At 42.6% G+C, this 25,566-nt stretch carries 24 protein-coding genes; 23 read left to right on the forward strand and 1 reads right to left on the reverse strand.

All coding sequences use genetic code 11. The annotated features are described in order from the left end of the window. Nucleotides 1-384 precede the first annotated feature (384 nt). The 6 genes from N667_RS18770 to N667_RS0114145 all read left to right on the forward strand — a co-directional run bounded on the left by N667_RS18770 (nt 385) and on the right by N667_RS0114145 (nt 6,246). Complete coding sequence (locus tag N667_RS18770) at nt 385-999, forward strand: FadR/GntR family transcriptional regulator (RefSeq protein WP_156936138.1); 615 nt, start codon at nt 385-387, stop codon at nt 997-999. A gap of 14 nt (nt 1,000-1,013) precedes the next feature. Further along, complete coding sequence (gene accD, locus N667_RS0114125; protein WP_027410177.1) at nt 1,014-1,886, forward strand: acetyl-CoA carboxylase, carboxyltransferase subunit beta; 873 nt, start codon at nt 1,014-1,016, stop codon at nt 1,884-1,886. Next, a complete protein-coding gene (gene accA, locus N667_RS0114130; protein WP_027410178.1) occupies nt 1,871-2,848 on the forward strand; it encodes an acetyl-CoA carboxylase carboxyl transferase subunit alpha in 978 nt (325 codons plus the stop codon). Before accD ends, accA begins: the two co-directional genes overlap by 16 nt. A 172-nt stretch (nt 2,849-3,020) precedes the next feature. Further along, on the forward strand, nt 3,021-3,980 hold the full coding sequence (gene pfkA / locus N667_RS0114135; RefSeq protein ID WP_027410179.1) for a 6-phosphofructokinase: 960 nt from the start codon (nt 3,021-3,023) through the stop codon (nt 3,978-3,980). A gap of 52 nt (nt 3,981-4,032) precedes the next feature. Beyond that, entirely contained in the window at nt 4,033-5,793 is a 1,761-nt protein-coding gene (gene pyk / locus N667_RS0114140; RefSeq protein ID WP_027410180.1) for a pyruvate kinase, read from the forward strand. Between the two features lie 63 nt (nt 5,794-5,856). Then, a complete protein-coding gene (locus tag N667_RS0114145; RefSeq protein ID WP_027410181.1) occupies nt 5,857-6,246 on the forward strand; it encodes an FxsA family protein in 390 nt (129 codons plus the stop codon). Between the two features lie 30 nt (nt 6,247-6,276). Here N667_RS0114145 and ytvI read toward each other — a convergent pair whose 3' ends face one another. Continuing rightward, nucleotides 6,277-7,395 (reverse strand): sporulation integral membrane protein YtvI, encoded by a 1,119-nt coding sequence (ytvI, locus tag N667_RS0114150; RefSeq protein WP_027410182.1) that lies wholly within the window; start codon nt 7,393-7,395, stop codon nt 6,277-6,279. 129 nt (nt 7,396-7,524) lie between these two features. Between ytvI and N667_RS0114155 the strand changes: the two genes are divergently transcribed. The 17 genes from N667_RS0114155 (at nt 7,525) to ytxC (ending at nt 25,207) form a co-directional block, all read left to right on the forward strand. Beyond that, complete coding sequence (locus N667_RS0114155; RefSeq protein ID WP_198020558.1) at nt 7,525-7,953, forward strand: DUF441 domain-containing protein; 429 nt, start codon at nt 7,525-7,527, stop codon at nt 7,951-7,953. Nucleotides 7,954-8,232: 279 nt separating this feature from the next. Further along, entirely contained in the window at nt 8,233-9,351 is a 1,119-nt protein-coding gene (gene citZ / locus N667_RS0114160) for a citrate synthase (protein WP_027410184.1), read from the forward strand. A gap of 75 nt (nt 9,352-9,426) precedes the next feature. Then, nucleotides 9,427-10,701, forward strand: a complete 1,275-nt coding sequence (icd, locus tag N667_RS0114165; protein WP_027410185.1) for an NADP-dependent isocitrate dehydrogenase — start codon at nt 9,427-9,429, stop codon at nt 10,699-10,701. 18 nt (nt 10,702-10,719) lie between these two features. Beyond that, entirely contained in the window at nt 10,720-11,658 is a 939-nt protein-coding gene (gene mdh / locus N667_RS0114170) for a malate dehydrogenase (protein ID WP_027410186.1), read from the forward strand. A gap of 85 nt (nt 11,659-11,743) precedes the next feature. Then, on the forward strand, nt 11,744-12,214 hold the full coding sequence (locus N667_RS0114175; protein WP_027410187.1) for a MaoC/PaaZ C-terminal domain-containing protein: 471 nt from the start codon (nt 11,744-11,746) through the stop codon (nt 12,212-12,214). Between the two features lie 86 nt (nt 12,215-12,300). After that, nucleotides 12,301-13,014, forward strand: a complete 714-nt coding sequence (locus N667_RS0114180) for a response regulator transcription factor (RefSeq protein WP_027410188.1) — start codon at nt 12,301-12,303, stop codon at nt 13,012-13,014. Beyond that, nucleotides 13,007-14,755: a two-component system histidine kinase PnpS gene (gene pnpS / locus N667_RS0114185; protein ID WP_027410189.1), complete on the forward strand. Its 1,749-nt coding sequence runs from the start codon at nt 13,007-13,009 to the stop codon at nt 14,753-14,755. The genes N667_RS0114180 and pnpS overlap by 8 nt, the downstream gene beginning before the upstream one ends. Before the next feature lie 187 nt (nt 14,756-14,942). Continuing rightward, nucleotides 14,943-17,576, forward strand: coding sequence for a DNA polymerase I (polA, locus tag N667_RS0114190; RefSeq protein WP_027410190.1), 2,634 nt, complete (start codon nt 14,943-14,945; stop codon nt 17,574-17,576). A gap of 15 nt (nt 17,577-17,591) precedes the next feature. Next, entirely contained in the window at nt 17,592-18,416 is an 825-nt protein-coding gene (gene mutM, locus N667_RS0114195) for a DNA-formamidopyrimidine glycosylase (protein ID WP_027410191.1), read from the forward strand. An 18-nt stretch (nt 18,417-18,434) separates the two neighbouring features. Further along, nucleotides 18,435-19,034 carry a dephospho-CoA kinase gene (gene coaE / locus N667_RS0114200; RefSeq protein ID WP_027410192.1) on the forward strand — a complete coding sequence of 200 codons (600 nt, stop codon included), beginning with the start codon at nt 18,435-18,437 and terminating at the stop codon, nt 19,032-19,034. A 123-nt stretch (nt 19,035-19,157) separates the two neighbouring features. Continuing rightward, nucleotides 19,158-20,186, forward strand: a complete 1,029-nt coding sequence (locus tag N667_RS0114205; protein ID WP_027410193.1) for a glyceraldehyde-3-phosphate dehydrogenase — start codon at nt 19,158-19,160, stop codon at nt 20,184-20,186. 251 nt (nt 20,187-20,437) lie between these two features. Further along, nucleotides 20,438-20,812: an adenosylmethionine decarboxylase gene (gene speD / locus N667_RS0114210; protein WP_027410194.1), complete on the forward strand. Its 375-nt coding sequence runs from the start codon at nt 20,438-20,440 to the stop codon at nt 20,810-20,812. Between the two features lie 110 nt (nt 20,813-20,922). After that, a complete protein-coding gene (locus N667_RS0114215; RefSeq protein WP_027410195.1) occupies nt 20,923-21,321 on the forward strand; it encodes a hypothetical protein in 399 nt (132 codons plus the stop codon). 39 nt (nt 21,322-21,360) lie between these two features. After that, nucleotides 21,361-21,822: a transcriptional regulator NrdR gene (gene nrdR, locus N667_RS0114220; RefSeq protein ID WP_027410196.1), complete on the forward strand. Its 462-nt coding sequence runs from the start codon at nt 21,361-21,363 to the stop codon at nt 21,820-21,822. Between the two features lie 65 nt (nt 21,823-21,887). Continuing rightward, entirely contained in the window at nt 21,888-23,276 is a 1,389-nt protein-coding gene (locus N667_RS0114225; RefSeq protein WP_027410197.1) for a replication initiation and membrane attachment family protein, read from the forward strand. Nucleotides 23,277-23,298: 22 nt separating this feature from the next. Beyond that, nucleotides 23,299-24,243: a primosomal protein DnaI gene (dnaI, locus tag N667_RS0114230; protein ID WP_027410198.1), complete on the forward strand. Its 945-nt coding sequence runs from the start codon at nt 23,299-23,301 to the stop codon at nt 24,241-24,243. Between the two features lie 85 nt (nt 24,244-24,328). Further along, complete coding sequence (ytxC, locus tag N667_RS18775; protein ID WP_035099010.1) at nt 24,329-25,207, forward strand: putative sporulation protein YtxC; 879 nt, start codon at nt 24,329-24,331, stop codon at nt 25,205-25,207. Nucleotides 25,208-25,566 lie beyond the last annotated feature (359 nt).

Raw genomic sequence — 25,566 nt, forward strand, 5'->3', positions numbered from 1 at the left:
TCTTATGAAAGATCATCTCAATTGCTTTTTATCATTGTCATTTCTAGTCCATCAGTTATATCGAGAGAAGCGGTTAAAGAAAGTTGGGCCGCTTCAGTGATCTGAACTAAGTTAGAGTTTCTAGCATTTTCGTGATGCGCTAAATGCTCGGGCAAAGCAAATGAAATGGCAGCAGTGAAAACAATCCTTTTTTCTCTAAAGTATAGAGAGAATTACGTAGCTCCAATGCCATTCGATTCACAGATAACGTTGGCCTTTGTCAATAGGGGCGGGGAAAATGGCATTGCCAAGGAAAATCGCTCAGGCTCAAGTGTATCTAACAAAAATCGAGGATAAGGCACGGCAAACAACGTTCATGATCTGAAACGAGTGAAAAAGAGGATGATGAAGCAAAAAGTTTACACAGAAATTTTGCGGGAAATTTATCATATTATTGAAGAAGATGGGCTTGTCGCTGGAGACAAAATTCCTTCGGAACGGGAACTATCGGAGCGATTGCGGGTAGGACGCTCTTCTGTGAGGGAGGCACTCCGTTCCCTTGAATTTCTTGGAATTATTGAAACGAAACGAGGAGAGGGGACATATTTAAGAGAATTCGGCGAACATCAGCTGATTGATTTGCTTGGAATGTTTATTTTGCGCGAACAGAAAGCGAAGGAAGATCTAGTAGAAACGAAGCGGCTTATTGAACAAATCGGGTTGATGCTTGCATGCGAACGTTGTACGAAAGAACAGCTTGATGAGTTAAAAACGCTCATGCAAGGAAGAGCGATTACGTATGAAGCGTTTTTTCAATGGGTATTTAAGACAGGTAACAACTATTTGTTAGAGCGCATCTGGCGAGTATTAAACGATTTTTCCCGCCTCCAGCATAGAGGCACCCAAGCGTCAATTGCTTTTTACGAACAGATGTATACTGCACTAGCAGAAAAAAAAGCTGCAACTGTTATTGATTTATTTGTGAAGCATACCAAAAACAATGATCACATTAATTGTTAAGGAGGGGACACCTCTTGCTGAAAGAGCTTTTTATCAAAAAGAAAAAGTATGCTACCATTCCTTCGGAGCAAGTGAAACAGGATGTTCCTGAAGGCATTATGAGTAAATGCCCAAAATGCAAAAAGATTATGTACACAAAAGAGCTCGTTAAAAATTTGCGCGTGTGCATGAGCTGCGGCTATCATTATCCGCTGCCATCGCGCGAGCGCATCGAAAGTTTGCTTGATGAAGGAAGCTTTCAAGAGTATGACGCAGAGATGATTTCCGAAAACCCGTTGCAATTCCCTGATTACTTGGAAAAGCTGGAGGCAGACCGGCGGAAATCGAATTTGAACGAAGCCGTCATCACAGGCAAGGGAACAATAAATGGACATCCGCTTGTGATCGCTGTAATGGATTCAGCTTTTCGTATGGGGAGCATGGGATCAGTCGTGGGCGAGAAAATTGCACGTGCCGTTGAAAAAGCGAGAGAACTTCGCATTCCGTTTCTCATTTTTACCGCTTCAGGGGGAGCGCGCATGCAAGAAGGCGTGCTGAGCTTGATGCAAATGGCGAAAACGAGCGCTGCGCTTAAGTTATTTAGCGATGAGGGCGGGCTTATCATTTCCGTCATGACGCACCCAACGACAGGCGGGGTATCAGCAAGTTTTGCCTCGCTTGGCGACTATAACTTTGCAGAGCCGGGCGCGTTGATTGGCTTTGCTGGTCGCCGTGTCATTGAACAGACGGTGCGCGAAGAATTGCCTGAAGACTTTCAAACTGCCGAATTTTTATTGAAGCATGGGCAATTAGATGCGGTGATTCACCGCCATGAACTAAAAGAGGCGTTAACGAATGTGCTTGATATTCATCAGACAGGGGGTGACGGCGCATGGTGGGAGAACTAGAATTTGAAAAACCGCTCATTGAACTGCGAAAAAAAATTAGTGAACTAAAGGAATTTACGAAAACGACAGATGTCGATTTGTCAGCGGAAATCGAGAAACTGGAGGCAAGATTAGAAAAGCTGGAAAACGAAACATATGCTAATTTGACTCCTTGGGACCGAGTGCAAATTGCCCGTCATCCGAACCGGCCAACAACGCTTGATTACATCGAGCGGCTATTTACAAACTTTTTAGAATGCCATGGGGACCGCTTGTTTGGAGATGACGAAGCGATTGTAGGGGGAATTGCGAAATATCATGGACTCCCTGTCACTGTCATCGGTCATCAGCGCGGAAAAGATACGAAAGAAAATATTCGCCGCAACTTCGGAATGCCGCATCCGGAAGGATATCGAAAAGCGCTTCGTCTCATGAGGCAAGCAGAAAAGTTTGGGCGTCCGATCATTTGCTTTATAGACACAAAGGGGGCGTATCCGGGAAAGGCTGCGGAGGAACGCGGACAAAGCGAGGCAATTGCGAGAAACTTGTTCGAAATGGCAGGGTTTGCTGTCCCAATCGTCTGCATTGTTATCGGTGAAGGAGGCAGCGGCGGAGCATTAGCTCTTGGCGTGGGCAATCACATTCATATGCTTGAAAACTCAACCTATTCGGTGATTTCTCCTGAGGGAGCGGCGGCGATTTTATGGAAAGATGCTTCGCTTGCAAAGCGGGCGGCCGAAACGATGAAAATTACTGCTCCCGATTTAAAGGAATTAGGTGTAATTGATGAAATTATTCCGGAAGTCCGCGGCGGTGCACACCGCAATGTCGATGAGCAAGCGAAAGCGATTGATGAGGTGTTGAAGCGATCACTGAAAGAACTCCTGCAACTAGATCACTCAGCGCTTATCGAACAACGCTACCAAAAATTCAAGCAAATTGGTCAATTTACCTTTTCGACAGATTACCAAGGTGTAAAATAAAAGGAGAGCTGTCCCATTTAATGGGACGGCTTTTTGTCTATTACTATAGAAACATTTTGTTAAACGATGGTTCTCTATTGTGTTCCTCTATGCTTCATGGTATTTTATACAATGTATGAGGTCGGACTTCTAAAGGGGTATAGGCAAGACTGATGAATACGAGGTGAGCAAAATGAAGAGAATAGGTGTGTTGACAAGCGGAGGCGATTCCCCGGGAATGAACGCTGCCATTCGGGCGGTGGTACGTAAAGCGATTTATCATGGAGTAGAAGTGTTCGGAATTTACCACGGCTATACCGGGCTCATTGAAGGGAAAATTAGAAAGCTAGAGATTGGCGATGTAGGTGACATTATTCATCGCGGCGGGACGATGTTACACACAGCACGTTGTCCAGAATTTAAAACGTTAGAGGGTCAGCTTAAAGGAATTGAACAATTGAAAAAGCACGGCATCGAGGGACTCGTTGTCATTGGCGGAGATGGTTCTTATCAAGGGGCGAAAAAGCTTACTGAGCACGGTTATCCTTGTATCGGCGTACCTGGAACGATCGATAACGACATACCAGGAACAGATTTTACGATCGGATTTGACACAGCTTTAAATACAGTTATTGATGCAATTGATAAAATCCGCGATACGGCTACCTCTCATGAACGCACATATGTGATCGAAGTCATGGGACGTCATGCAGGAGATATTGCGCTTTGGGCGGGACTTGCTGGCGGTGCGGAATCCATTTTAATTCCAGAAGCAGATTATGATATGAATGATATTGTAGCCCGCTTAAAACGAGGCCATGAACGCGGGAAAAGGCACAGTATTATCATTGTGGCAGAAGGAGTTGGAAGCGGGGTCGAATTCGGAAACAAAATCCAGGAGGCAACTGGATTTGAAACTCGTGTAACCGTGTTAGGACACGTACAGCGCGGCGGTTCTCCGACGGCGTTTGATCGCGTGCTAGCAAGCCGATTAGGTGCGCGTGCGGTCGAGTTACTGCTCGAAGGAAAAGGCGGACGCTGTGTCGGCATTCAAAATAACCAGCTAGTTGATCATGATATTATTGAAGCATTATCGCACACACATACGGTCGATCAAAAAATGTATCAGCTTTCAAAAGAACTTTCCATCTAATGGAGCATGGTATCGTTACCATAATGGTGGGTAGAAAGGAAGAATGGGAAACATGCGGAAAACAAAAATTGTCTGTACAATTGGTCCTGCAAGCGAAAGTGTCGAAAAGCTTGTTGAGCTAATTGAAGCCGGGATGAACGTCGCACGCCTAAATTTTTCACACGGCAATTACGTTGAACATGGTCAACGTATTAAAAATATTCGCGAAGCAGCAAAACGTACGGGGAAAACGGTGGCGATTCTCCTAGATACAAAAGGCCCAGAGATTCGCACACATGATATGGAAAATGGAGCGATTGAGCTAAAAGAAGGTTCTGAAGTCATTATTTCGATGGATGAAGTGCTGGGCACACCCGAAAAAATTTCGGTTACGTATGAGGGTCTGATTGACGATGTCGAACCAGGAGCTAAAATTCTTCTAGACGACGGTCTAATTGGTTTGGAGGTCGTATCTGTTCATAAGCAAGAAAGAGAAATTGTGACAAAAGTTCTTAACAGCGGTGTATTAAAAAACAAAAAAGGTGTTAATGTTCCGGGAGTGCGCGTGAATTTGCCGGGAATTACCGATAAAGATCGCCACGATATTTTATTTGGAATTGAGCAGGGAATCGATTTTATCGCTGCTTCGTTTGTTCGCCGATCTTCTGATGTACTGGAGATTCGGGAATTACTAGAGGCGAACGATGCTCTTGATATTAAGATTATTCCGAAAATTGAAAACCAAGAAGGAGTCGATAATATCGACGAGATTTTGGAAGTAGCGGACGGCCTTATGGTTGCGCGCGGTGATCTAGGTGTAGAAATTCCTGCAGAAGAAGTGCCTCTTGTTCAAAAAGAACTGATAAAAAAATGTAATGCTCTTGGGAAACCGGTTATTACAGCAACGCAAATGTTAGATTCAATGCAGCGCAATCCCCGCCCGACACGGGCAGAGGCAAGCGACGTGGCGAATGCGATTTTCGATGGAACTGACGCGATTATGCTGTCAGGGGAAACAGCAGCTGGGCTTTATCCGGTAGAGGCTGTGAAAACGATGCACTGCATTGCATTGCGCACAGAACAAGCGCTCCAATATCGCGATTTGCTTACGCAGCGCACGAAACAAAGCGGCACGACCATTACAGACGCCATTTGCCAATCTGTCGCTAATACCGCTATTAACCTTGATGTTGCAGCTATTGTCACACCAACTGTTAGCGGCCAAACAGCGCGCATGATTTCAAAATACCGTCCAAAGGCGCCGATTGTCGCCGTTACATCAAGCGATGCTGTTTCACGCAAATTAGCGCTTGTGTGGGGAGTATATCCGCAAGTAGCCCCGCAAGTAAACTCAACTGACGAAATGCTAGATATTGCGGTAGAAGCTGCAGTAAAATCGAAAATCGTCAAGCACGGGGATCTTGTGGTAATCACTGCCGGCATTCCAATTGGAGAAACTGGATCAACCAACTTAATGAAAGTGCATGTCATTGGTGACATTATTGCGAAGGGGCAAGGAATTGGGCGAAAATCGGCTTTTGGAAAAGCAGTGATCGCCAAAACAGCGGAAGAAGCGCTGAGCAAGATGGTAGAAGGCGGTATACTTGTCACATATAGCACAGACGCTGATATGATTAAAGCGCTAGAAAAAGCGGCGGCAATTATTACAGAAGAGGGCGGCTTAACAAGCCATGCGGCTGTTGTCGGTTTAAGTCTCGGCATTCCGGTTGTTGTAGGTGTACCGAATGCAACAGCCATTTTGAAAGATGGACAAGAAATCACTGTTGATGCTGGGTTTGGCGCTATTTATCAAGGACATGCAAGCGTATTATAAGGTATAATAAAACAGAGAAGAAATCCTTCTCTGTTTTATTTTTGTCAGGAAGGATGAGATAAAATGAGAATGATTATAGCATTGTTTATCATCATTCCGGTGCTTGAAATCACTTTGTTTGTGATTTCGAGCCAAACGATCGGGATTTGGCCGACTGTGATAGGTATTGGCATGACAGGGATCGGGGGAGCGTGGCTAGCCAAAAAACAAGGGCTAGCAGTTTTGCAGCAAGCAAGATGGGAATTGATGAATGGCCGGCTTCCAAGCGAAGCGGTACTCGACGGAATTTGTGTGCTAGCGGGCGCCATTTTTTTGTTAACGCCAGGATTTCTTACGGATATAATCGGTTTTCTTTTACTTTTGCCAGCGACGAGGATGTTTTTCAAGCCAGCTATAACCCGTTGGCTAAAATCGCTGTTTGAAACGAAAATGTTTTTCTATATGAGAAGATAGAAGCCCTTCTCGGATGAAAGAAGGGCTTGCTTACGTAGAGGGTTTGCCTTTAATGAATTGCCAAAGGTCTTGAAAGACATTGGCGCTATGCAAAGCACGAATGATGACAAGCAGCACTGGACCGGCAATAAGCCCGAGAAAGCCGAGTAACTTAAATCCTACAAATAAGGCGATTAAAGTAGCAAGAGGGTCAAGACCAATTGATGAAGATAGAACTTTTGGTTCCATAATTTGTCTTTGGACAAGTACGATGACATATAAAACGCCGAGGCCGATAGCAAATGGCATATTTCCGCTGACAGCAGTGTATATGATCCAAGGAACAAAGACGATGCCTGTGCCTAAGTATGGCAACACATCGACGATACCGATGATGAGCGCGATCGTAATTGCGTAGTCAACGCGTAAAATCAATAGTCCGATAAGAACGATTACCGTCGTAATGGAAATAAGTGTTGCTTGAGCTTTAATAAAACCGAACAATGCTCTTTTTAGATTGAGAAATACAGTGCGTCCGCTTGTCCGCGCTTTATTTGGCAATAAATGCTGGACCGCTCCGCTCAAACGATACCAGTCCTTGCTGATGAAAAAGGTAGCGAGTAAAGAAAAAATGATAACAGTTGCTGCGTTTGGCAACCAACCGATGAGTCTTGGAATGTTTTGCAATACATTCTGTGCAAATTGGCCGAAGGTTGTGGCGATATGTGTTCCGACTGCCTGAATATTGTTCATAATTGTATCTTGTTGACTTGCATCTAAATTTTTAAATAAAGCAGCCCAATCTCTATAAATAGGGATAATTTGGCTAGCAAAAAAATCTTCAATATAGACAACAAGAGTTTGAAAATGGCTTGGCACGACCTCTGCTAAATATTGTGTGCCGGATACAATTTCAGCAATTAACAATGTCACCAACCCTGCCAAAACAGCAAAAAGCAGGATTAATGTAAGAATGACTGCAAGTGACCTCGGCATTCTTGCTTTTTTCTCTAAATAGTTGACAAGCGGATTGATCATAAACGCAATGAAGAAAGCGATAAGAAAAGGATATGTAACGGCTGCTGCGTAGTAAATGAAAATGATGCCAAGCGCGACGGTGATGACGACGAAAACAAAGCGCAGCGCACTATATAAATATTGATGAGACAAAATTTCACCTCCAAGTTTTTTCCATACTATAATAGTACCTTTTATATACGCGAATGAAAAGAAACAGGTTTCAATTTTTTTAATGGGAAAGGAAGACGAACATTGAATGAGCCGGTACTATTTTTGTTTATGTTATTATTAATTGGCATTATAGCTAAAAATCAATCGTTAATCATAGCTGTGTCTATTTTGTTAATTATTAAACTAGTGGGATTAGAAGGAAAATGGCTTCCAACCATTCAATCAAAAGGAATAAATTGGGGAGTCACAATTATCACTGTTGCTGTATTAGCACCGATTGCTACAGGGGAAATCGGATTAAAGCAGTTGGGTGAATCCCTCCAATCGCTGTCGGCATGGATCGCGCTTTTATCCGGACTGCTTGTTGCTTTAATTGCCAAAGGAGGACTGACTTTGCTTTCGACTGATCCCCATATAACCACCGCTCTTGTATTTGGAACGATTATTGCTGTATCCCTCTTTCAGGGAGTTGCTGTTGGACCGTTAATTGGTGCAGGAATTGCATATATGGTTATGAAGGTGATAGAATATTTATGAAAATCATTTTTTTATGATAATATCGGCGGAGAATGAATCGTTTTGATTCACAAAAGTCAGATAATTGTTTATAATATAGACAAGAGCCCTTTTATTTGCCATGGGACGTGGATGGTATTCATATTGCCATGTATCAATGAATAAAAGACAATATGAATACAATATAAAATGTAAGCATTTTCTTTCTAATTTTATCCAATCATTTCGAGCAAGCGCTCGCTCTCGTGTGCTGAAACAGAATGGGAGTAGGGGAATTTTAGTGAAGAAGGAGAGATGTATATGACAGTAACACGCGGTCTAGAAGGGGTTGTCGCAACGACGTCCAGCATTAGTTCGATTATTGATGACACGCTAACTTATGTTGGTTATGACATCGATGATTTAGCGGAAAATGCCACATTTGAAGAAGTTGTTTATCTACTTTGGCATCGTAAGCTTCCAACGCAACAACAGCTCGATGAACTAAAAAAGCAGCTTGCAGAAAACGCGGCAATTCCGAATGAAATTATTGAGCATTTCAAATTATATCCGATTGAAAAAGTTCATCCGATGGCCGCTTTGCGCACAGCGATTTCGCTGCTAGGACTGCATGATGACGAAGCGGATGTGATGGATGTAGAAGCGAACTATCGTAAAGCGATTCGTTTGCAAGCGAAAATTCCGACAATTGTGACAGCTTTTTCCCGCATCCGAAAAGGATTGGAGCCGATCGCGCCACGCAAGGATCTCGGATTTGCTGCCAACTTCCTATACATGTTGACAGGTAACGAACCGAATGAGGTAGCTGTCGAAGCGTTTGATAAAGCGCTTGTATTGCATGCTGACCACGAATTAAATGCATCGACGTTCACGGCACGTGTTTGCGTAGCAACCCTATCCGACATTTATTCTGGTGTTACAGCAGCGATTGGCGCGTTAAAAGGACCTCTCCATGGCGGAGCAAATGAAGCCGTTATGAAAATGCTTACAGAAATTGGGAGTGTTGACAACGTTGATTCATATGTTCATAAAAAACTCGAAAACAAAGAGAAAATCATGGGCTTTGGTCACCGAGTTTACCGAAAAGGCGATCCGCGCGCTAAACATTTGAAAAAGATGTCTGAAAAATTAACAAAACTTGTAGGAGAGCCACATTGGTATGAAATGTCGGTGAAGATTGAGGAGATTATGAACTCCACTAAGCCGTTGCCGCCGAACGTTGACTTTTATTCGGCGTCTGTATACCATTGTTTAGGAATCGATCATGATTTGTTTACACCTATTTTTGCGGTAAGCCGCATGTCAGGATGGCTTGCACATATTTTGGAACAATATGAAAACAACCGTCTCATCCGTCCGCGTGCTGAGTATACAGGACCAGCGAAGCAAGTGTATGTTCCAATTGAACAAAGAGGATAACATTATGGAAAAAAGGGTGAGGAGATGTGTACATATTCTCGCCCTTTACATTAAATACATTGGAGGTTGTTACAAGTGGTTCAAGGTGAAAAAATTACAGTCACAAATGGTGTGCTAAACGTACCAAACAATCCGATTATTCCTTTCATTGAAGGCGACGGAACAGGCCCTGATATTTGGGCAGCAGCCTCCCGCGTGTTAGAAGCTGCGGTAGAGAAAGCATACAAAGGTGAAAAGAAAATTGTATGGAAAGAAGTTCTTGCTGGCGAAAAAGCATATAAACTAACTGGAGAATGGTTACCACAAGAAACGCTTGATGTGATTCGCGAATACATAATTGCGATTAAAGGTCCACTTACAACTCCGGTAGGCGGCGGAATTCGTTCCTTGAATGTTGCACTTCGCCAAGAGTTAGATTTGTTCGTTTGTCTTCGTCCTGTTCGTTATTTTAATGGCGTTCCTTCGCCTGTAAAGCGTCCTGAAGACACAGATATGGTCATTTTCCGCGAAAATACGGAAGATATTTATGCGGGCATCGAGTATGCGAAAGGCACGGAAGAAGTAAAGAAAGTGATCGAGTTTTTGCAAAATGAAATGGGCGTGCGCAAAATCCGCTTCCCTGAAACATCTGGAATCGGGATTAAACCAATTTCTGAAGAAGGAACAAAACGCCTTGTTCGCGCAGCGATCAATTATGCAATTGAACATGGCCGCAAATCTGTAACGCTCGTACATAAAGGAAATATCATGAAGTTCACGGAAGGCGCATTTAAAAACTGGGGTTACGAGCTAGCAGAGCAGGAATTTGGCGATAAAGTATTCACATGGGCGGAATACGACCGCATTGTTGAAGCCGAAGGAAAAGAAGCTGCGAATAAAGCGCAAGCTGAGGCGGAAGCAGCAGGAAAAATCATTGTTAAAGATGCGATCGCTGATATTTTCTTGCAACAAATTTTGACGCGTCCGCGTGAATTTGATGTTGTTGCTACAATGAACTTAAACGGCGACTATATTTCCGACGCATTGGCAGCTCAAGTAGGCGGCATCGGCATCGCTCCTGGCGCGAATATCAACTACGAGACAGGACATGCGATTTTCGAAGCAACTCACGGCACTGCTCCGAAGTATGCAGGATTGGATAAAGTAAATCCATCATCCGTCATTTTATCAGGCGTTATGATGTTTGAGCACCTTGGTTGGAATGAGGCTGCGAAATTAGTTATTGATTCAATGGAAAAAACAATTGCTTCTAAAGTTGTCACATATGATTTTGCGCGTCTTATGGAAGGGGCAACAGAGGTTAAATGTTCCGAATTCGCTGATGCATTGATCCGTAACATGGGCGAATAATAAGGGGAGGTTCAAAAAGTGCCAATGAAACGCAAAAAAATCTCTGTTATCGGTGCAGGTTTTACGGGAGCAACGACGGCGTTTATTTTAGCTCAAAAAGAGCTTGGAGATGTCGTGCTTGTTGATATTCCGCAGTTAGAGAATCCGACAAAAGGAAAAGCGCTTGATATGCTTGAATCAAGCCCTGTGTTAGGATTTGACGCAAACATCATTGGCACATCTGACTACGCTGACACGGCTGATTCTGATATTGTCGTCATCACAGCAGGAATTGCGCGCAAACCAGGAATGAGCCGCGACGATCTAGTGACGACGAACCAAAAAATTATGAAGGCGGTCACAAAAGAAGTCGTAAAATACTCTCCGAACTGCTATATCATCGTGTTGACAAACCCGGTTGATGCGATGACGTATACGGTTTACAAAGAGTCCGGATTCTCGAAAAACCGCGTCATCGGTCAATCCGGCGTGCTTGATACAGCTCGTTTCCGCACATTTGTTGCTCAAGAGTTAAATCTTTCTGTGAAGGATATTACGGGCTTCGTATTAGGCGGACACGGCGATGACATGGTTCCGCTTGTACGTTACTCTTATGCTGGCGGCATTCCGCTTGAAAAGCTTATTCCAAAAGAGCGTTTAGACGCAATTGTGGAACGTACGCGCAAAGGTGGCGGTGAAATCGTCAACCTCCTTGGAAACGGAAGTGCATATTACGCTCCTGCTGCTTCACTTGTGGAAATGGTAGAAGCGATTATTAAAGATCAGCGTCGCGTCCTTCCAGCGATCGCTTATCTTGAAGGTGAGTACGGATATGAAGGCATCTATTTAGGCGTGCCGACGATTTTAGGTGGAAACGGCCTTGAAAAAGTGATTGAACTTGAGTTAACAGAGGAAGAAAAAGCGGCTCTTGCTAAATCGGTTGAATCTGTGAAAAATGTAATGAAGGTATTAGAATAGAAAAACCTGCAAACATTCGGGAAATCCCGAATGTTTGCCTCTAATTTTTTATTGGAAGCGCTTTCTAAACAAAGGGGTGTAAGTGATGCTAAAAAAACGAAAATTGGGGAGAAATATATCAGAAATCACGGTTGGGGAGAAATTGGTAATTAATTCAAAAATAGAAGATAAAGATTTATTGCTCTATCTTGGACTGACAGATGATGCAAATCCTTTGTACATTCAACATGATTACGCTTCGCAAACACCGTTAGAGAGACCGATCGTTCCTACGATTATGCTGACTGGAATGATTACATCGGCCATTTCTAAATATTTGCCAGGGCCAGGAAGCCATATTAAGAAACATAACATCGATTTTTTAAAGCCGGTCTATCATTATGAGGATTTGCAATTTTTGTTCGAAGTGAAAGAAGTAAATGAAGATGAGCACTTGATTACGGTTGCAGTAGAAGCGCTTCGCGATGAAAAAGAAAAGGTGCTTGAAGGAACATTAAAGGTTTGCCCTCCATATTCGATATCGGCTCTTAATAGCCGGTTTTTGGAGAACTTCTAATCGAAACGGACTGTCTCTGTTATAAAGAGGCAGTCTTTTTTATGGTATAATAGTAATAACATCTTTTATCGAATATGGAGGAACATATGAGCAAAAAAGTGTTAGTTGTAGATGACGAACCGTCTATTGTGACGCTTTTACAGTACAACTTAGAGCAAGCCGGATTTGAGGTCGTTACCGCGAATGACGGGGAGGAAGGAATGCAAAAAGCGATTCGGGAACAGCCGGATTTAATGATTCTTGATTTAATGCTCCCGAAAATGGATGGCATGGAAGTTTGTAAGCAACTGCGCCAACAAAAAATGATGATTCCGATTTTAATGCTAACGGCAAAAGATGATGAATTTGATAAAGTGCTTGGCTTGGAGCTTGGCGCCGATGATTATATGACAAAACCGTTCAGTCCGAGAGAAGTATTGGCGCGTATTAAAGCGATTTTGCGCCGCATTCAATCGTCGCAGCCTGCGCATGAGGAAGAAGAACGCCAAACGCTTCGCATCGGCAATTTAGAAATTCTCCCTGATCACTACGAAGTGTATTTTAATGGGGAACGACTTGAATTAACACCAAAGGAGTTTGAATTGCTTGTTTATTTAGCAAAACATAAAGGACGCGTGCTAACACGGGATCAGCTTTTAAGCGCTGTATGGAATTACGATTTTGCCGGCGATACGCGCATCGTTGACGTACACATTAGCCATTTGCGTGAGAAGATTGAACAAAATACAAAAAAACCGTTATATATTAAAACGATTCGCGGCTTAGGGTACAAGCTGGAGGAGCCAAAAGGCGATGACTAGTCCCCGCTCACGGCTTTTGTTTGCGCTTATTTCTTTAATCGTAGCTGTGCTTATTTGTCTTGGAATATTGCTTGGGCAATTATTTAAAGATTTTTATTTAGAGACGATGAATAAGCGAATTGAAAAAGAGGCAAAAATCATTGCTCTTTTACTTGAGAACGAGGCGATAGACGCGATTCGCCCACAAATTAAAGCAATGAGTGAAACGTTGGCATCACGTATCACCGTACTAGATGGTCGGGAACGGACGCTAATCGATACAGGCCGCATCGCCAATATTAGCGATCATGCCCATGAGCAAATCGTGCGCGATATTTTGCACAGCAAGAAAACAAACAACCCTTCGATTATTGAGGAAAAGCGCGATGTATATTATTATATCGTTCCATTTTCTCGGAACGGAAAAGAAGCGGGATATGTCATTTTGAGCACCCCTGTCAATTCTTTAAAAAAGATCAATCAGCAAATTTGGGGAGTGTTAATTAGCAGCCTAGGCACTGCGTTAATTGTGATCATTTTGCTTGGGCTAAAAATTGCAGACCATTATATGAAGCCGATTGAAGCGGCGACAAAAACGGCCTTTGAGTTGGCTCGCGGCAACTATAAGGCAAGAGTATATGAAACGCGCAGCGATGAAACAGGCATGCTTAGCCACTCCATTAACATTTTAGCCCGCAATTTACAAGAGATGAGTAAAATACAGGAAATGCAAACAGACCGGTTGCATACGTTAATTGAAAATGTCGGAAGCGGCTTGATTTTAATCGACAGCCGCGGTTATATCAACCTTGTGAATCGCGCATACAAAGAAATTTTCCATATTCGCCCTGTCGATTATTTGCATTGCCTGTATAGAGAAGCGTTTGCCCATAAGGAGATTATCGAACTTGTCGATGACATTTTTATGAAGGAGACGAAAGTACGCAAACAGCTTGTCTTAACGATTGACATTGAGCGGAAGCATTTTGAGGTATACGGTGCACCCATTATTGGTACAAACGATGAATGGAAAGGGATTGTCCTTGTTTTCCATGATATTACCGAACTCAAAAAGCTTGAGCAAATGCGAAAAGATTTCGTCGCAAATGTGTCGCATGAATTGAAAACACCGATTACGTCTATTAAAGGATTTGCCGAAACATTGTTAGATGGGGCGATGAAAGATGAGCGGGCATTGGAGCATTTTTTATCTATTATCCTAAAGGAAAGCGAGCGGCTGCAAAGCTTAATTCAAGATTTGCTCGATTTATCGAAAATTGAACAGCACGGGTTTCAGCTTCAGATTGAAACTGTTAATATGACGCAACTTCTCGAAGAATTAATTGTGATGTTTCGGGCAAGAGCGGAAGAAAAAAATATTGCATTGCGCTTAAACGCTTTAAAGCCGATATATTTTGCTGGAGACAGCAATCGGCTCAAGCAAATATTTATTAATTTAATTACCAATGCGCTCACATATACGCCGAAAGATGGACGAGTCGAAGTGAGCCTTGAAGAAAAAAATGATGAACTGCTCATTCATGTTCAAGATACGGGAATTGGCATTGAGGAAAAAGAAATTCCGCGCATCTTCGAACGGTTTTATCGCGTAGATAAAGCAAGAAGCCGCAATTCCGGAGGAACAGGATTAGGATTGGCGATTGTGAAGCACCTTGTCGAAGCGCATCATGGGTATATTACCGTTAAGAGCCAAGTTGGACAAGGGGCGACATTTACCGTCCATTTTCCGAAAGAAGAATAGTTTTACAAAATATTAACAACGACTTTACCATGAATTCATAAACGATTGTTATGATAAGTAACGAAAACCCCTTCATCCAAGGAGCCAACCCTTGAGGGACGAGAACGAAAAAATGTTCTCGTCTTTTTTTCATTATCCCGATAATCATGCTACAATAAAAGCAGGATGATCGGAGGAGGGAACATTTTTGGAAAAAAAGCTTGTACTTATTGACGGAAACAGCATTGCCTATCGGGCATTTTTTGCGTTGCCGCTTTTAAATAATGAAAAAGGCATTCACACGAATGCGATTTACGGATTTACGATGATGCTGATGAAAATTTTAGAGGAAGAAAAGCCAACGCATATGCTTGTAGCGTTTGATGCAGGAAAAACGACGTTTCGCCATAAAACGTTTGAAGAATATAAAGGGGGGCGGCAAAAAACACCGCCCGAATTGTCCGAACAGTTTCCGTTATTGCGCGAGTTGTTGAATGCATATCGAATTCTTGCATATGAACTCGACAATTATGAGGCGGATGATATTATCGGTACGCTATGTGCCGAAGCAGAAAAAGAAGGTTTTGAGGTGAAAGTGATCTCGGGCGATCGCGATTTAACACAGCTTGCTTCTGAGCATGTGACGGTTGATATTACTCGCAAAGGCATTACCGATGTTGAATCATATACTCCGGAAACGATTCAAGAAAAGTATGGATTGACGCCGAAACAAATTATCGATTTAAAAGGATTGATGGGGGACGCATCAGACAATATTCCAGGGGTTCCAGGTATTGGAGAAAAAACAGCGTTAAAGCTGTTAAAAGAGTTTGGGACCGTCGAGCATCTGCTTGAATCGCTTGAGAGAGTCAGCGGAAAAAAAGTAAAGGAAAACCTTGAACAACATCGCGATCTGGCGCTCCTCAGCAAGCAATTAGCCACCATTTTGCGCGATGCTCCGCTTGGTATTACGCTTGAGGACACGAAATACGAAGGGTATGACCTTGACAAAGTCGTCGCTTTATTCAAAGAACTTGGATTTAATTCATTATTAGGAAAAATGAATGTGAAAGAAGCAGAGGAAGAAACTGCGCATTTAGCTTCGATTCGTTACACAATTGCTCGAGAAGTGACGGAGTCGATGCTAGCAAATGAGTCGGCTCTCATTGTAGAAATATTGGAAGACAACTATCATAAAGCACCGATTCTCGGGTTTGCATTGGCAAACGAAAACGGAAATGTGTTTATCCCGACAGATGTTGCCTTATCATCCTCGCTTTTTCGACAGTGGCTTGAAGACGGTGAAAAGAAAAAAAGCGTTTTTGACGCGAAGCGGGCGATTGTTGCTTTAAAATGGCAAGGTCTTGATATGAAAGGAATCGATTTTGATTTGCTCATCGCCTCTTATCTTTTAAATCCTTCGCACTCAACGGAAGATGTGGCATCTGTAGCAAAGGCAAAACAATATGTGAACGTGCAGTCCGATGAGTCCGTTTACGGCAAAGGAGCGAAACAAGCGGTACCTGATGAGCCGATTCTCGCCGAACACCTTGTTCGAAAGGCAGCAGCCATTCGAGAATTAAAGCAGCAATTTATTAACGATTTGCAGGAAAATGAGCAGTATTCATTATTTACAGAATTAGAATTGCCATTGACGTTCATTTTAGCAGAAATGGAATACGCCGGCGTGAAAATCGATGTCGAGCGGCTGCGGGAAATGGGAGAAGAGCTTAATGAACAATTAAAAACGATTGAACGAGATATTTATCAGTTAGCCGGTCAAGAATTCAACATTAACTCTCCAAAACAGCTCGGTGTCATTTTGTTTGACAAATTGCAACTTCCGGTCATGAAAAAAACAAAAACAGGCTATTCGACGTCCGCTGACGTATTGGAGAAGCTCGCACCGTATCATGAAATCGTCGAGAAGATCTTACATTACCGGCAACTTGGCAAACTACAATCCACTTATATAGAAGGATTGCTTAAAGTTGTTCATTCCGATACAAACAAAGTCCATACGATTTTTAACCAGGCATTGACACAAACGGGACGATTAAGCTCGACGGAACCGAACTTGCAAAACATTCCAATCCGCTTAGAAGAAGGACGGAAAATTCGTCAAGCGTTTGTCCCATCAGAACCTGATTGGGTCATTTTTGCGGCCGATTACTCGCAAATTGAATTGCGCGTTCTTGCTCACATCGCCAATGACCCCAACTTAATTGAGGCGTTTCGCAATGATTTAGATATTCATACAAAAACAGCGATGGATATTTTCCATGTCAGTGAAGAAGAAGTGACGTCACAAATGCGCCGGCAAGCGAAAGCGGTGAATTTTGGAATTGTCTACGGCATCAGCGATTACGGGCTGTCGCAAAACTTAAATATTTCCCGAAAAGAAGCGGCAAACTTTATCGAGCGCTATTTTGCGAGCTTTCCGGGAGTCAAGCAATATATGGACGATATCGTGCAGCAGGCGAAGCAAAAAGGTTACGTTACAACGCTCTTGCACCGCCGCCGTTATCTTCCGGATATTACGAGCCGCAATTTCAATGTGCGCAGTTTCGCAGAGCGCACGGCCATGAACACGCCAATTCAAGGAAGTGCCGCTGACATCATCAAAAAGGCGATGATTGATTTAGCAGAGCGGCTGCAACAAGAAAAGCTGCAAGCGCGCATCTTGCTGCAAGTGCATGACGAATTGATTTTAGAGGCGCCAAAAGCGGAAGTCGAGCGGCTCACCAAACTTGTTCCAGAAGTGATGGAACATGCGATTGAGTTACGTGTGCCGCTTAAAGTCGATTATCATTTCGGACCGACGTGGTACGACGCTAAGTAAAGGAAGTGATCATCGATGCCAGAATTGCCAGAAGTCGAAGCCGTCAAACGGACACTCATTCCATTGACGATTGGCAAAACCATTCATGATGTTAAAGTGTTTTGGCCGAATATTATAAAAAAGCCAAGCGATATCACATTGTTTGCTAAAAGGTTGAAAGGACAAACGATTCATAACATTGAACGTCGAGGAAAATTTTTGAAATTTATGTTAACCGATTATGTGCTCATTTCCCATTTACGTATGGAAGGGCGCTATCTTCTGCAAACAACCGGTACGCCGCTTGCGCCGCATACGCATGTCGTTTTTGAATTTACGGACGGAACAGAATTGTGTTATCGCGATGTGAGAAAATTCGGGACGATGCATCTGTTTCAAATAGGGGAAGAAGAACAGCAACCGCCGTTAGCGCAGTTAGGACCAGAGCCGTTTTTGCCGATGTTTACTCACGAAGAGTTGGCGGTTAAGCTGCAAAAAACGAACCGAAAAATTAAAAGCGTACTTTTAGATCAGACTGTTGTCGCCGGGCTTGGCAATATTTATGTCGATGAAACGCTGTTTCGCTCCGGAATTCACCCGGAGCGGATTGCTGCTTCGTTGACAAATGAAGAAATTGAACGTCTTCATAATGAAATTATTGCCACATTGCAGGAAGCGATCGAAAAAGGTGGAAGCACCGTTCGTACGTATGTGAATACACAAGGGGAGATCGGAACGTTTCAGTTGCAGTTGTTTGTCTATGGCCGTCAAGGAGAGCCATGCAAGCGGTGTGGCTCTCCTGTACAAAAAATAAAAATTGGCGGTCGCGGCACCCACTATTGCAAGCAATGTCAACGATAACGGTAAGGAGAGGGAAAAATGGCGTTAACGATCGGATTAACAGGAGGGATTGCGAGCGGAAAAAGCACCGTTTCGCGCATGTTGAAAGAATACGGCATTCCAGTAGTTGACGCGGATGTAATTGCCAGAGAAGTGGTCAATGTGGGCGAAGAAGCATACAGGCAAATTGTTGAGGTATTTGGAAACGACATTCTTCAGGAAAATGGAGAAATTGATCGCGCGAAGCTAGGATCGATCGTTTTCAACAACGAAGAAAAAAGAAAGCAGCTCAACGCTATCGTTCATCCGGCTGTCCGAAAAACAATGATGGCGCAAAGGGAGTCCTATATTCAAAGCGGAGCGAAAACGGTCGTCCTTGATATTCCGCTTTTATTCGAAAGCAATCTTACTCATCTTGTGGATAAAGTGATTGTTGTATATGTAGATGAAGCGATTCAGCTTGAACGGTTGATGAAGCGGAACGGATTATCGAAAACGGATGCCACGGCACGCATTCGTTCGCAAATGCCGCTGATTGAAAAAAAAGTGTATGCCGACGCAGTTATTGATAATAACGGTGCTGTCGATGAAACGAGAGAACAACTTTTATATATTTTAAAACAATGGAACGTCCTGTAAAAATAGGACGTCTTTTTTTTATTTTTTGTAGGATTTGCTCTATACAAATATCAAATATATGTTATACTAATTATACGGATATACGACAATTAGTATAACATATATTTGAGGGGAGAAAATTTGATGAAAGCAAAAGTAGCGATTAATGGGTTTGGACGAATCGGAAGAATGGTGTTCCGAAGTGCCATTGATGCGGAGAACTTTGATATCGTTGCGATTAATGCGAGCTATCCGGCTGAAACGCTGGCTCATTTGATAAAATATGATTCCAACCATGGGAAATTTGACGCGGAAGTAGTCGCACTTGAGGACGGACTTCTTGTTAACGGCAAAAAAATCCAACTTTTAAGCTCACGCGATCCGAAAGAACTTCCTTGGAAAGAATTAGGAATTGATATTGTCATTGAAGCAACTGGCAAATTTAACTCAAAAGAAAAAGCGAGCCTTCATTTAGAGGCTGGAGCAAAACGTGTCATTTTAACGGCTCCGGGAAAAAATGAGGATATTACGATCGTTATGGGTGTCAACGAAGAAATGCTGGATGTAGACCAACATTTCATCATTTCGAATGCTTCTTGTACGACGAACTGCTTGGCTCCAGTCGTTAAAGTATTAGATGAAGCGTTCGGCATTGAAAATGGCCTTATGACAACGGTTCATGCTTACACAAACGATCAAAAAAATATCGACAATCCACATAAAGATTTAAGACGTGCTCGTTCTTGCGGACAATCGATCATCCCGACAACGACAGGGGCAGCGAAAGCTTTGGCGCTTGTATTGCCACATCTAAAAGGCAAACTGCATGGAATGGCTCTTCGCGTTCCAACGCCAAACGTCTCACTAGTCGATCTCGTCGTCGATCTTAAGACAGAAGTGACGGTTGAAGCAGTGAATGAAGTATTTATGCGCGCAGCTAATGGGCCGTTAAAAGGCATTCTTGACTTTACGACAGAACCGCTTGTTTCGATTGATTTCAATACAAATCCACATTCGGCAATTATCGACGGACTATCAACAATGGTGATGGAAGGACGTAAAGTAAAAGTGCTTGCATGGTATGACAATGAATGGGGATATTCTTGCCGCGTCGTCGATTTAACAAATTTAGTGGCAAGCAAAATGATGGAAAATCTCAAGGTAAATGCATAATAACGGAAAGCGCTGATCAAGGATCAGCGCTTTTGTAATTTTGGGTGAAAAAAATAAAAAAAGTGTATTGCAAAACAAAAACAAACAAAGTATACTATGTTTCGTGAACTTCTTAAACGCGCGGTAATGTGACTACTTAAAGGGTTAGGACCTCTTTGGACTAACTTTCCCCCGTGGTAGTTATACATGCCATTATGCAAAAGAAATTCATGTTTATTTTTTTGTAAAATTGATAAAGGGGGATGATTTAGATGGACACAATGGGTCGTCACGTTATCTCAGAATTATGGGGATGCGATTTTGATAAGCTAAATGATATCGAATTTATTGAAAAAACATTTGTTGATGCTGCATTGAAATCTGGTGCAGAAATCCGTGAGGTAGCATTTCACAAGTTTGCTCCACAAGGAGTAAGCGGTGTTGTCATCATTTCGGAGTCTCACTTAACCATTCATAGCTTTCCGGAACATGGCTATGCCAGCATCGACGTTTATACTTGCGGACATTTAGATCCAACGATTGCCGCTGATTATATCGCTGAAGCGTTGGGAGCACAAACGCGCGAAACGATCGAATTCCCGCGCGGAATGGGTCCGATTGAATTGAAAAACGCAAAAGTTTTATAATGAGCAGAAATAAAAGAGGTGTCGTATTGCACCTCTTTTTTTGTATTGTACATATAAGGGGAACTAATGGTATCATAATTAGTAAAGAATAAGACAAGGAGCGGCAAAAAATGAGCGTTTGGAATAAGCTAAAATACGCATTGACGAATCATTGTGAAACAAAAGAACATCACGAGGATGAGCAATTGCGGAGCCGCTATTACAAAACAACGGGCGCCAATGCCATAAAGGTCGTCAAAGAACTCATCGCGTCTTCCGCCGAGTACGAATTGCTGTCCGTTTCCGAAGAGCGAGGGGAGTTTAGCGTCGCTACTCGCCGTGGAAAGAAAGCGTTTATCGTCATTACGGTGATTTCTGTTCGACCGTTTGAAACCGCCATCGATTTTTCTGTGACGACTGATACAAAAGTGCTTCCGTTCGACTTTGGATGGAGCCGCCGCGTCATTATTGATTTATATGAAAAAATAGACAAACGTCTCCCTTATATCGGTTCAGGAATTCATGGATGAACATAATGAGCATAAAAGCATAAAAACGGAGTGGTTCATGTGAAATGTCCATCTTGCCACCATAATGGCACAAGAGTGCTTGATTCGCGCCCCGTTGACGAGGGACGTTCGATCCGCCGAAGAAGAGAGTGCGAGCAATGTCACTATCGATTCACAACATTTGAAAAAGTTGAGGAAATGCCGCTTATTGTTGTCAAAAAAGAAGGAACGAGAGAAGAATTTAGCCGTGACAAAATATTGCGAGGATTGATTAAAGCCTGCGAGAAACGTCCTGTAGCATTAGAACAATTAGAACATATTACGCAAGAAATTGAAAAGGAATTGCGCAACCGCGGAGTAGCAGAAATCAAGAGTGAAACGATCGGCGAAATGGTGATGGAGCGGCTTTCAAAAGTGGATGAAGTGGCATATGTGCGTTTTGCGTCGGTTTATCGACAGTTTAAAGATTTAAACGTATTTATTGAAGAATTAAAAGAGTTAATTAAAAAAGAGCAGCATTAAAGGGCTTATATCGTCATGCGGACAAGCCCTTTTTTTACTCTGTTGGGTTGGGGAAGGTCGATAGCATGGAACATCATTGGAAAGAACTGATTCCTGTAGATCGTTACATAGTGCGTAGCAGCGGAATTTTACACGATTTTGATCGAAAAGTTGTAACTTTGTTATACCAGCCTTTAATTGGTTCAAGGGCCTTCAGTTTATACATGACTCTTTGGGGAGAGCTGGACCAGCAATTTTGTGGAGAAGAAACAACGCATCATAGCCTTATGTCGATTATGCAGTGCAGTTTAAAAGACATTTATGAAGAACGTCTAAAGCTAGAAGGGATCGGATTAGTAAAAACGTATGTGGACCGTACAAAAGACCCGAAGCTATTTATTTACGAATTGCAGCCACCTCTTACACCAGAACGTTTTTTCACGGATGGCGTGCTGAACATCTTTCTTTATAATCGGGTAGGACGAAATAAATTCCAAAAGTTAAAGCAGTTTTTTTCTATCCCCTCAATTGATAAAAAACAATTTTATCCAGTTACCCGATCGTTTAACGACATATTTTATTCGGTCCATCCTGAACAAATGATTGCTGTTATGAACGACGAAGCGAAAAGCGACTTGTGGCTTTCGGATGGCCGTGAATATATCGGACGGCGGCCGGAAACGTATGAACTTCAAGATGAAATATTTGATTTTGATTTATTTTTTGCCGGCCTATCAAAGCAAATGGTTCCGAAACGAGCGATTACGGCAAAAGTGCGCGAAGCGATTAAAAAGCTGTCATTTTTATACGGAATCGATCCACTAGAGATGCAAAAACTGGTGCTGGACGTCATTGACCCGACAGAACAGATTGATGTCGAAGCGCTGCGAAAAGCAGCACGCGATTGGTATCAATTTGAACGCGGAGAAGAATTACCGAGTTTAAGCACGCGTGTTCAACCGCTCTCTCAACGAACAATGACAAACACAGAACCGAAAACGGAGGAAGAAAAGCTGATTCGATACTTTGAGACGATTTCGCCGCGCCAGTTGCTCAGCGATATTTCCGGTGGCGCGGAACCACTCGCGAGCGATTTGAAATTAATTGAAGAGGTCATGTTTCAGCAAAAATTGCCTCCTGGGGTTGTCAATGTTCTTATTCATTATGTCATGCTGCGGACGGACATGAAGCTATCAAAGGCATATGTAGAAAAGATTGCGGGACACTGGGCGAGAAAAAAGGTTCGTACGGTGAAAGAAGCAATGGAACTTGCGAAGAAGGAAGCGGAGAAGTATCAAAGTTGGGCGAACGAAAAAGGAAAGAAAACGACAAAAAAAGTGGTTCGCAAAGAAATGTTGCCTGAATGGCTCAACATGGATTATAGTCAAAAAGAAACCGAGCCGAATGAACAGATCGATCTAGAACAAAAGCGTCGAGAGCTGGAGGAACGACTTAAAAAGTATCGAAACGAGTAAACGACAATAGGATGTGGGAACGATGGAACAAATCAACCAATTCATCAATCGTCTGCTTAGCCGGAAAGATTTTCAGGAGCGATATGCGCAATTAAAAAACGAAATTCTTTCTCATCGGGAGGTGCAAGCGTTTTTACGCGAGCACGAAGGAAAAATAACAGACTCTATGTTAGAGAGAAGTTTAATTAAGCTATATGAATTCATTCAGCAAAGCAAACATTGCGAGCGCTGTCCTAATTTAGATCGATGCACGAATTTGTTGAAGGGCTACCATCCGCATCTTATTTTGCAAGGAAATGCGATCACTATTCAATACGACCGTTGCCCGACGAAAGTGAAATATGACGAGCGAAAGCGGCAGGAATCGCTCATTCAAAGCTTATTTGTACCGCGCGAAATTTTACAAGCCTCTTTGTCTGATGTGGATCTCGCCGACGATGGCCGTATGAAGGCGATTGAACTAGCGGAACAGTTTGTGGCGAACTATGAGCCGGGCAAAAAAATGAAAGGGCTTTATTTGTACGGGTCATTCGGTGTTGGAAAAACATACATTCTTGGCGCTATTGCTAACGCGCTTGCGAAAAAAAATATTTCGTCTCTCATCGTCTATGTTCCAGAGTTTTTTCGGGAATTAAAAGGATCGTGGCAAGATCAGACGATGAATGAGAAGCTCGAATACGTTAAAAAAGTGCCGATTTTAATGCTTGATGATCTCGGAGCTGAGTCCATGTCGAGCTGGGTGCGCGATGACTTACTAGGTCCGATTTTGCAATACCGCATGTTTGAGAATTTGCCAACTTTTTTCACTTCCAATTTTGACTTGCAGCGATTAGCCCATCATTTAACATATTCACAGCGGGGCGAAGAAGAGCAGATGAAAGCAGCCCGTATTATGGAACGTATCCGTTATTTGTCGCACCCGGTGGAGATTAAGGGAAGAAACCGTCGGCTTGATAAAAACAGCTAGGTACTAATGGACTTTTTCTGATTCTAAATCAACTTGTCCTCCCATATATATAGAACAAGCATTCACTTATAAAGGGGGGACAACGTTGATTGAAATTTATTTTGAACAAGAGAACGATGCAGAGAAGTTTTCCAATCTTTTAAACGAAAAGAGGAACAAAGGGGACCGTCCACTTTTTCAAACTGAACATCGTAGCGGCTGCATTGTTAAGATTTACATACACGAGCGTTCTGACGAAGTGATTTCATCGCATATAGTACCAGCGATCAATGATTTTATTCTTCGTTTTGTCGAAGATCGACTGCTGCTTTCCATTATTTCGGATACATTTTATTTCAAAAACGAAGAAGAGCAACAACAAATTTTGCAGCTCGCTCATTCATTTCTTGACGGTGAACGGCACGACTATCGAAGCAGTAAACAACCGACTATTTCGCGTGAAGCGATCATTATGAACGCTCTTTTACAATTTGTAAGGGACGGTCTTTCCTTTTCGCTTACATCCTTTGTTACTTTTCGGCTCAAGCAATATACCGAACGTTTGCATTACTATGTCGAATTAGCTATTGACGAATATAAATTAGAACAAGAATATCAAAACTTTGTACAAATGTTGCGCGATTATGTAGCGGAGCGTAAAGAAAAGTGGTCAACTGTCCATCTTGTTCATCGTTCACCAGATTTTCTTTTTTTTGATGAACAACTTTGTTTAGTCACAAAAAAAGAACTAAAACAACTTATTGATCGAAATTTGAGCATAAACCAACCAATGTATATCGATTCTTCTGTGTTAGCACCGCTTGTGTCTATCGCCCCGCGTACCATTTATTTATATACGTCAAATCCAGATGACGGCATGATTCAAACGATTCAAAATGTGTTTCAAGAGCGGATTTGTTTTTGCCAATTAAACGATTTTGCGAAATACGAGGCGATTTTGTCGATGAATGATGCGCCGACTTGATTTTTCTAAGCTCTCATTCTATAATTACGTACATAACGAACATATGAGACAGTGATGATGAGGACACGGGTGTATTTTTACGGTTTCCAGAGAGGGAAGGCATCGGCTGAAACCTTCCTAACACGAAAAATGCACTTACCACCTCGGAACTTCAGCAGTGAACAATTGTAGGAGTTATTTTTGCTTTTCTGCCGCTTTCCTCGAACAATAACGCCAACTGGCAAATTCATTTGCCCATAAAGTGTTCATTGTTCGAGGGGAGCCATGCGGTTCGCATGGCTGGTCGACATGCATATAGCATGTCGACCGCGGCAGAAAAGCTGTAGGCAGTCCAAACTCGCTACGATCTAGTAATTGCT

The sequence above is a fragment of the Anoxybacillus tepidamans PS2 genome (assembly GCF_000620165.1).
Classification (GTDB): Bacteria; Bacillota; Bacilli; order Bacillales; family Anoxybacillaceae; genus Anoxybacteroides; species Anoxybacteroides tepidamans_A.